This is a genomic window from Streptococcus danieliae (genome assembly GCF_009767945.1).
Lineage (GTDB): Bacteria > Bacillota > Bacilli > Lactobacillales > Streptococcaceae > Streptococcus > Streptococcus danieliae.
This window is the reverse complement of sequence record NZ_WSRS01000073.1, coordinates 1-8639: the sequence shown is the minus strand read 5'-3', so window position 1 is coordinate 8639 and position 8639 is coordinate 1. Positions and strand designations below refer to the sequence as shown.

At 43.5% G+C, this 8639-nt stretch carries 7 protein-coding genes; 5 read left to right on the top strand and 2 right to left on the bottom strand.

The window, feature by feature from the left end:
• Window positions 1–442: 442 nt before the first annotated feature.
• Window positions 443–1423 carry an L-lactate dehydrogenase gene (locus E5983_RS07390; RefSeq protein ID WP_160333230.1) on the bottom strand — a complete coding sequence of 327 codons (981 nt, stop codon included), beginning with the start codon at window positions 1421–1423 and terminating at the stop codon, window positions 443–445.
• A 237-nt stretch (window positions 1424–1660) separates the two neighbouring features.
• On the opposite strand from E5983_RS07390, the gene lctO reads away from it, so the two are divergent.
• The 5 genes from lctO (at window position 1661) to radC (ending at window position 8375) form a co-directional block, all read left to right on the top strand.
• Entirely contained in the window at window positions 1661–2797 is a 1137-nt protein-coding gene (lctO, locus tag E5983_RS07385) for an L-lactate oxidase (RefSeq protein WP_160333229.1), read from the top strand.
• 166 nt (window positions 2798–2963) lie between these two features.
• Window positions 2964–5417, top strand: a complete 2454-nt coding sequence (gene gyrA / locus E5983_RS07380) for a DNA gyrase subunit A (protein WP_160333228.1) — start codon at window positions 2964–2966, stop codon at window positions 5415–5417.
• On the top strand, window positions 5404–6138 hold the full coding sequence (locus E5983_RS07375) for a class A sortase (RefSeq protein WP_179924003.1): 735 nt from the start codon (window positions 5404–5406) through the stop codon (window positions 6136–6138). Before gyrA ends, E5983_RS07375 begins: the two co-directional genes overlap by 14 nt.
• A 62-nt stretch (window positions 6139–6200) precedes the next feature.
• Window positions 6201–7610, top strand: coding sequence for an HlyD family secretion protein (locus E5983_RS07370; protein ID WP_160333226.1), 1410 nt, complete (start codon window positions 6201–6203; stop codon window positions 7608–7610).
• 78 nt (window positions 7611–7688) lie between these two features.
• Window positions 7689–8375 carry a RadC family protein gene (gene radC / locus E5983_RS07365; RefSeq protein WP_160333225.1) on the top strand — a complete coding sequence of 229 codons (687 nt, stop codon included), beginning with the start codon at window positions 7689–7691 and terminating at the stop codon, window positions 8373–8375.
• Window positions 8376–8455: 80 nt separating this feature from the next.
• Here radC and E5983_RS07360 read toward each other — a convergent pair.
• The coding region (locus E5983_RS07360) for a transposase domain-containing protein (RefSeq protein WP_218925461.1) at window positions 8456–8639 on the bottom strand (184 nt) is incomplete at its 5' end.

Genomic DNA, 8639 nt, shown 5'->3' with positions numbered 1-8639 from the left:
CCCCCACCACAGGGAAAGCATCTCATAGAAATTCGAAAGAAGCCGGATTCGGATTGACGTTAAAACCATCTCAACACCCTTATTAAAAAGCTAAATAATAAAAGCCTAAAACTGTCAGTTTTCAGGGATTCCACACAACTTGACAAAGAGCCAAAAGAAACCACTCTAAAAGGAGAGCGAGATGAGCTGACTCCTGGTAGAGTGGTTTTGTTTATATTTTATGACTGCGTTAGCTCGTCTTGCCGTACTTTTTTGAAACTTTCTTCGAAAGTTTTGTCACCAAGCTCAAAACCTCCCCCGTAGCTTTTGAGCTGTCTATGACTCGCTGCCTTGTACTAAAAGTAAACTAAAAGACGATAATTAAAAAAGTTGAGACTGGGACTAGGAACTAAATTTTCTCAAAATTAGTTCTTTCCCATTCTCAACTCATACAAAATTATTATTAGTTACGAACAGCTGATGCAAACTCTTCTTTGGCAAATGCTTCATCAATAATCGCTTTCAATTGGTTAGCAGATGCTTGCATTTGTTGCAATTCGCGGTCGTTTAATGGGATGTTTACAGGACGAACGATACCGTGAGCACCAACGATGGCAGGTTGTCCGATGAAGACATCGTCAATACCGTATTGGCCTACTTGGTAAGTAGAAAGTGGGAGTACAGCATTTTCGTCATCCAAGATGGCTTTAGTGATCCGTGCTAGGGCAACAGCGATACCGTAGAAGGTAGCACCTTTTTTCTCGATGATGGAGTAAGCTGCATCACGAACAGATACAAAGAGATCAACAAGGCCTTGCTCGTCAATATCACGGTTGTCTTGCAACCATTGCTCCAATTTTACACCTGCAACGTTTGCGTGTGACCAAACGGCAAACTCAGAATCTCCGTGCTCACCCATGATGTAGGCATGGACAGAACGAGCATCGATACCGATTTTGTCAGCAAGTGCTTGACGGAAACGAGCTGAGTCTAGAGAAGTACCAGAACCGATTACGCGCTCTTTAGGGAAACCTGAGAATTTCCAAGTTGAATAGGTAAGGATATCTACTGGGTTAGCAGCTACCAAGAAAATACCGTTAAATCCAGAGTCAACGATTTGAGTAACAACTTCTTTGTTGATACGCAAGTTTTTCTCAACCAAGTCCAAACGAGTTTCACCTGGTTTTTGTGGAGCACCAGCAGTCAAAACAACAAGGTCAGCATCGTGTGCATCTGAATAGTCAGCAGCGTAGATTTTCTTAGGTGACGTGAACGCCAAAGCGTGGCTCAAGTCTTCTGCATCGCCTTGAGTTTTTTCTTTAAAGATATCTACAATACCCAACTCTTGTGCAATTCCTTGGGTAACAAGTGCAAATGCGTAAGATGAACCTACAGCACCATCACCAACAAGGATAACCTTTTTGTGTTGTTTAGTAACAGTCATGATCTAAACATCTCCTTTTCTTTTTAAAGAGAGTTACCTCTCTCACATAGTCAATTCTACCACCCAAAATACGTTTTGTCGATAGTCCAAAGAGATGTAAACGCTTAAACAAATATTTTTTTGTGAAAACTGAGCATATTATTTGAAAGCGGATTCAGATAATGCTATAATTAATTAAAGTTAATCCTCATAGAGTGATTAACAGTTTAAAATGGTTAAACTTAAGGAGGAATTTTTATGGTTTTCAAAACAAGTAATGCTGAGGGACCTGTTGATTTTATTAATACTTATGATCTAGAGCCAATGGCTCAAAAGGTGATTCCGAAAGCTGCTTTTGGATATATTGCGAGTGGTGCTGAAGATACCTTCACCCTACGTGAAAATATCCGTGCATTTAACCATAAGTTGATTGTTCCACACACTTTGATGGATGTTGAAAATCCTTCAACAGAAGTGGAAATTTATGGAGATAAGCTATCATCTCCAATCATCCTGGCACCTGTTGCGGCTCACAAACTCGCAAATGAGCAAGGTGAGGTTGCAACGGCTAAAGGAGTTCATGAATTTGGATCCCTCTTCACAACTAGTTCTTATTCAACTACTGACTTGCCAGAAATTACTCAAGCTTTGAATGGTACTCCACACTGGTTCCAATTCTACTTCAGTAAAGATGATGGGATCAACCGTCACATTATGGACCGTGTAAAAGCTGAAGGCTACAAGGCTATTGTCTTGACTGCTGATGCGACAGTTGGTGGTAACCGCGAGGTTGATAAGCGTAATGGATTTGTGTTCCCAGTAGGTATGCCAATCGTTGAGGAATATCTACCAGATGGAGCTGGTAAAACAATGGACTTCGTTTACGAGTCTGCAAAACAAAAACTTTCTCCACGTGATGTAGAATTTATTGCAGAGTACTCTGGTCTTCCAGTTTATGTAAAAGGACCACAATGTAAAGAAGACGTTGAGCGTTCTCTTGGTGCAGGTGCTGCAGGTATCTGGGTAACTAACCACGGTGGTCGTCAGATCGATGGTGGACCTGCTGCCTTTGACTCACTTCAAGAAGTGGCAGAAGCGGTTGATAAACGTGTTCCAATCGTCTTCGACTCAGGAGTACGTCGTGGTCAACACGTCTTCAAAGCCCTTGCTTCAGGTGCTGACCTAGTCGCTATCGGACGTCCAGTTATCTATGGACTTAGCCTTGGAGGTAGTGTTGGAGTTCGCCAAGTATTCGAACACCTCAATAGTGAATTGAAAACTGTTATGCAATTGGCAGGAGCACAAACGATTGAAGATGTTAAGAAGATTAAACTTCGCCACAACCCATACAATCCAAGCTTCCCTGTAGATTCTCGGGACTTGAAACTTTACTAATCTCTTGAAACGGCTGCTTGTCAGCCGTTTTTTGCTGGATTGAAATCACGGTTCTAGGGAAGCATTTATTTTGAGGTTACCCTGCTTGAATCCATTGAATAACGTGCTTTTTTGGCTTTTTTTTGCTATAATTATAAATAGTATTGTGTAGAGAAAGGCATTGGAAATGCAGGATAAACACCTTGTAGATGTAAATTTAACGAAAGAGATGAAGTCGAGTTTTATCGACTATGCCATGAGTGTTATCGTGTCTCGAGCTCTGCCAGATGTTCGAGATGGTTTAAAACCTGTTCATCGCCGTATTCTTTACGGAATGTATGATTTAGGAGTAACCCCAGATAAGCCCCATAAGAAATCCGCTCGTATTACCGGGGATGTCATGGGTAAATATCATCCTCATGGAGATTCATCAATCTATGAAGCGATGGTGCGGATGGCCCAGTGGTGGTCTTACCGCCACATGCTGGTTGATGGTCACGGAAACTTTGGTTCCATGGATGGGGACGGTGCAGCGGCTCAGCGGTATACTGAGGCGCGGATGAGTAAAATCGCTCTCGAATTACTAAGAGATATTCAGAAAGATACCGTTGACTTTGTTCCCAACTACGATGGTAGTGAGATGGAGCCGTCCATTTTGCCATCTCGGTTCCCCAATCTGCTTGTTAACGGGGCTACCGGGATTGCTGTCGGGATGGCCACCAATATTCCACCGCATAACCTAGGTGAGTCAATTGATGCGGTCAAGTTGCTGATGGATAATCCAGAAGCGACGACTCGGGAATTGATGGAAGTTTTGCCAGGTCCAGACTTTCCAACTGGAGCTCTGGTTATGGGCCGCTCAGGTATTCATAGAGCTTACGAGACCGGGAAGGGGTCTATTGTCCTTCGGTCTCGGACCGAGATTGAGGAAACCAAGTCTGGCCGAGAACGAATTGTTGTGACGGAATTTCCTTATATGGTCAATAAAGCCAAGGTCCAAGAACACATTGTCAAATTGGTCCAGGAGAAGCGGATTGACGGAATCACTGCGGTCAGAGACGAGTCTAACCGAGAAGGGGTTCGCTTTGTGATTGAAGTTCGCAGAGACGCATCCGCCAATGTTATCTTAAATAACCTCTTTAAGCTGACTCAGATGCAGACCAATTTCTCCTTCAATATGTTGGCGATTCAGAATGGCGTTCCTAAAATTCTTTCCCTTCGTGAGATCCTTGGTGCCTATATTGAGCATCAAACGGACGTTGTCGTTCGTCGGACTCGTTTTGATAAGGAAAAAGCCGAAGCTAGAGCCCATATCTTAGAGGGTCTGTTAATTGCGCTGGACCATATTGATGAAGTTATTCAAATCATTCGCAATAGCGAGACTGATGCCCAGGCTCAAGCTGAGTTAATGGAGCGTTTCCAACTATCCGAACGGCAAAGTCAAGCCATCCTAGACATGCGCCTTCGCCGTCTGACAGGTTTGGAACGTGATAAGATTCAGTCTGAGTATGACCAGCTCTTGGAACTGATTGCGGACTTAGCAGATATTCTGGCAAAACCAGAACGTGTTAAGCAAATTATCCAAGAAGAATTGGATGAGATTAAACATAAATATGCCGATCCTCGTCGAACTGAATTGATGATTGGGGAGATTCTTAGTCTTGAGGATGAAGACCTTATCGAAGAAACCGATGTCTTGATTACCCTATCCAATAAGGGCTATATCAAGCGTTTGGACCAGTCCGAGTTCACGGCTCAAAAAAGGGGCGGACGCGGTGTCCAAGGAACTGGTGTCAAGGATGACGATTTTGTCAGCCAATTGGTTTCGACCAGTACCCATGACCATCTGCTCTTCTTTACAAATCGCGGCCGAGTCTACCGTCTCAAGGGCTATGAAATCCCTGAATATGGCCGGACAGCCAAAGGTTTACCTATTATTAACCTGCTGAAATTGGAAGAAGGCGAGAGCATCCAGGCCCTTATGAATGTGACCAAGGAACAGGAGGATGAAGGATTCTTCTTTTTTACCACCAAGTCTGGTATTATCAAACGAGTTCCGATTTCAGCCTTTAAAAATATCCGCCAAAATGGCTTGCTGGCTCTCAAACTCCGCGATGAAGATGAGTTGATTAATGTGCTCTTGACCGATGGCCAATCTGAAATCTTAATCGGAACCCGCTATGGTTATGCAGTTCGCTTTAAGGAAAACAGTCTACGTCCGCTTGGCCGTGGTGCAGCCGGGGTCAAGGGTGTAAGCCTACGCGACCAAGACCAGGTAGTAGGTGCAAGTATCGTAACCGATGAAGATGATCTAGTTGTGATCACAGAATTGGGCTATGGAAAACGAACCCCTGCCAAAGAATTCCCGACTAAAAACCGGGGTGGTAAGGGAATGATTCTCGCAAAGATCACTGAAAAGAATGGTCCGCTTGTTGGCCTGAAAACAGTAAGCGAGGAACATGATTTAATGGTTATGACCGACAAGGGAGTGGTTATTCGAACCCATGCGGCGGATATTAGCCGTATCGGACGTGCTGCTCAAGGAGTTAAGATCATGCGTTTGATTGATGACTCTCGGATTGTAACCTTTACAACAATTGATGCAGAAATGGAAGAAACAATTGAAGATGGCGAAGAATAAAAAGAAAACGAGAAATTGGCCACGTTACCTGCTCGCAGGAATTCTCTTTATCGTGGCTCTGGGATTGATTTTTAACAGTTCAATCCGGAATATGATTATGGTTTACCACACCAACCAATACCAGGTTGCTAAAGTATCCAAAGAAAAGATTGAAGAAAATAAGGCAGCAGAGGCCAATTTTGATTTCCAAAGTGTTGAAGCTCTATCAACAGAGCGGGTGTTAGAAGCTCAAATGAATCAACAGGAACTCCCTGTTATTGGAGGGATTGCGATTCCTGATTTGAGTGTTAACCTACCTATCTTTAAAGGTTTGGCTAATGAGGTTCTTTATTATGGAGCCGGTACCATGAAGGCTGACCAGGTGATGGGAAAAGGCAACTATTCGCTAGCTAGCCACCATGTCTTTGGGATTACAGGTGCTAATCAGATGCTCTTTTCACCATTGGAAAATGCCCAAAATGGTATGAAAATCTATTTGACAGATAAAGACAAGGTTTATACTTATACAATTAAGAGCGTTGAGACCGTGACACCGGATCGGATTGACGTGATCCAGGATACGGAAGGTGTAAATGAGCTGACTCTGGTGACCTGTGAGGACGCAGCCGCAGTTTATCGGACTATTGTGAAGGCTGATTTGACAGAGGAGTCCGACTTTAATAGTACCAATCCAGAAGTCTTGAAAGCATTTGAAAGTAGCTACAATCAAATGCAGCTGTAATCGTCCAAGGTTTGGGACAAGTTGTTCCAAACCTTTTTCTAATAGAAAGGAAGACCACCGTGATGTCAGATTATCGTTCGAAGAAAGCGGAACGACGTCGACGAGAACGGCGAACTTTAGGGATACTTTTTACAGTATTAGTACTTTTACTGGCTCTTTTTCTCAGTCTAGACTTTTTGGAAAAAGGAAAAAAGAGTCTAATAGCACCGCTCCTTTCTTTTTTTCAACCCAAAGAAGTAGCCAAACCGCGTTTTAATGAGGGAAATCAGGTACTCTACAAGGATGGGGATGAAGAAATTATTGGTCGTGTTATCAAGAGCACTGAGGATCCTGAGCAAGGCTTTGTTTATGAAGTTGAGCTGGAGTTAGGAGTGACCCAAAAGGAGATTCCAGAGAAGGAACTGTCGGCTGTTGCCACCCTCTACCAATTGGGAGAAGATGTCGATTTGGCGCCAGCTTCTACCTTGGAAGGGAGTGGTCAAATTACAAAAATTAACCGTATGCAGGATCAGATTATTTATGAGGCCTCGGTTGAAAATTTGGGCCACGTTTATGATATTAAAGAAGATGAGCTGAAAACCACGATTCAAATCGAACTGCGAGTGGAAAATAGCCGTGAGGAAAACAATGAAATTTTCCGACAAGCTCTGGAAGCATCCAGTAAAAACGGCTTCACTATCTTAGAATTCCCAGAAGGTGAATTTGAACTAGGCTTTGATGATCCTGCCAAGGAGTACTTTATCCTCCCTTCGAATATTCAATTACGAGGGAACAACACAACCTTGGTCGTGGATGGTGCCATGTTCTGGTTTGGTTTAGCGACAGGACCGGGTGCGACAGATGGCCTAACCAATTTCATTTTGGAAGATTTGCATATCCGAGCTAAGGATCTGAAAAATGGCAATCAGTTTATGTTGATGGCCAATCATGGCTATAACTGGACGATTCGGAACAATCAATTTACCATGGTTCATAAAATGAGTAGCCATGTATTTGATTTAGGTGGCGTTCAATATGCGGAATTTATCGGCAACACCTTCGCTGGTTATGCTCCTAATCTGACAGCTACCAGTAGCTTGCCAGAAAACACAGACCTGCATCCCTTCTATGCTGAAGCAATCCAGCTAGATGCCAGCAATAACAGTGGTGTTTGGGATGGAGCTTATCTCCGGAACATCGATCCAAATTATACCGCCAATAATCCGGAAACAATCCTATCTAGTGGCATTGTCATCCGTAACAATGAGTTTGTTCCTTATAAGGATAACTCTGGTAAGATTGTCGCCTATAGCGCCACAATCGGCCAGCATTCTTCTAAAGTGGGCTATATTACCCTCTCTGGTAATTTGTTCCAGTCTACCCTATCTACCCGGTTTGGCCCTCTAGGAGATGATCGTTGGGTCCTCCGCCCCATCCATTTCCCCCTTGAAACAACAACGGTCACCGAGTATGATAACCGGATTGAACCTTAAGAAGGAGACAACAAAAAACGGATTTTATCCGTTTTTTGTTGGACTCGATTTTCGAATAAATAGATGGAGGTGACGGATATGTACGAGATTAAAGATACCAGTCCATCCCTTTTACCCAGGGAGCGATTAGTGGAAGAAGGAGCCGAGCAATTGAGCAATCAAGAGCTGCTAGCGATTCTCTTAAGAACAGGGCTTAAGGGCCAATCCTCGCTCGAGATTGCCCAGCTTTTGCTGAAACATCTCACAAGCCTGGCTGAACTGCGTTACCTGACCCTGAGTGAGTTACAGGCTATTCCAGGGGTTGGTCTCGTCAAGGCAATTGAGTTAAAAGCCATGGTCGAGTTAGGGAAGCGGATTGATCAAGCTAAATTAAAAAAAGATCAAGCCGTCCTATCCAGTCATCAATTAGGTCTGCGCTTGGTCAAGGAACTAGGCTCCTTGAGGCAGGAGCATCTCCGAGCTATCTATTTGGATACCCGTAATCAGATTTTAGAAGAACGAACGATTTTTATTGGCTCTGTTAGCAGAAGCCTAGCCGAACCACGCGAAATACTTCATTATGCCGTTAAACACATGGCGACCTCCTTAATTGTGGTTCACAATCATCCGTCAGGATCTCTTAAACCCAGTCCCAATGATGATCGAGTGACTCGCATCTTGGCAGAGGCAGCAGGGACTCTAGGAATCCAACTTTTGGATCATTTGATTATCACCCAGGAAGCTTATTTTTCCTATCGAGAAGAAGAGCGATTGTCACAGTTGTAAAATCGTAAGCGCCCAATAACAGGGTACATCAAAAAACCTCCAAGATTGTAAGCAGCTTGCTTTGAATCTTGGAGGTTTCTTTAACGACAATGCTCTTGTATTTGTTTTGCCCATGGTAAATAAGCCTCTAGAACCTCCTTTTTTTCGAGAGTCTCCTCGTTTGGTAAATGTTCTAGTAGGAAAACTATATATTTTTCACTGTCCACTTGGTGGAGTTTGGCTGTCTCAATTAGAGTCATAATAATCGCACTAGACTCTGCTCCC

Bases quoted from the DNA above. Each gene is read 5' to 3' on its own strand.
- E5983_RS07390 (WP_160333230.1), bottom strand. From the start codon at position 1,423: ATGACTGTTACTAAACAACACAAAAAGGTTATCCTTGTTGGTGATGGT.
- lctO (WP_160333229.1), top strand. From the start codon at position 1,661: ATGGTTTTCAAAACAAGTAATGCTGAGGGACCTGTTGATTTTATTAAT.
- gyrA (WP_160333228.1), top strand. From the start codon at position 2,964: ATGCAGGATAAACACCTTGTAGATGTAAATTTAACGAAAGAGATGAAG.
- E5983_RS07375 (WP_179924003.1), top strand. From the start codon at position 5,404: ATGGCGAAGAATAAAAAGAAAACGAGAAATTGGCCACGTTACCTGCTC.
- E5983_RS07370 (WP_160333226.1), top strand. From the start codon at position 6,201: ATGTCAGATTATCGTTCGAAGAAAGCGGAACGACGTCGACGAGAACGG.
- radC (WP_160333225.1), top strand. From the start codon at position 7,689: ATGTACGAGATTAAAGATACCAGTCCATCCCTTTTACCCAGGGAGCGA.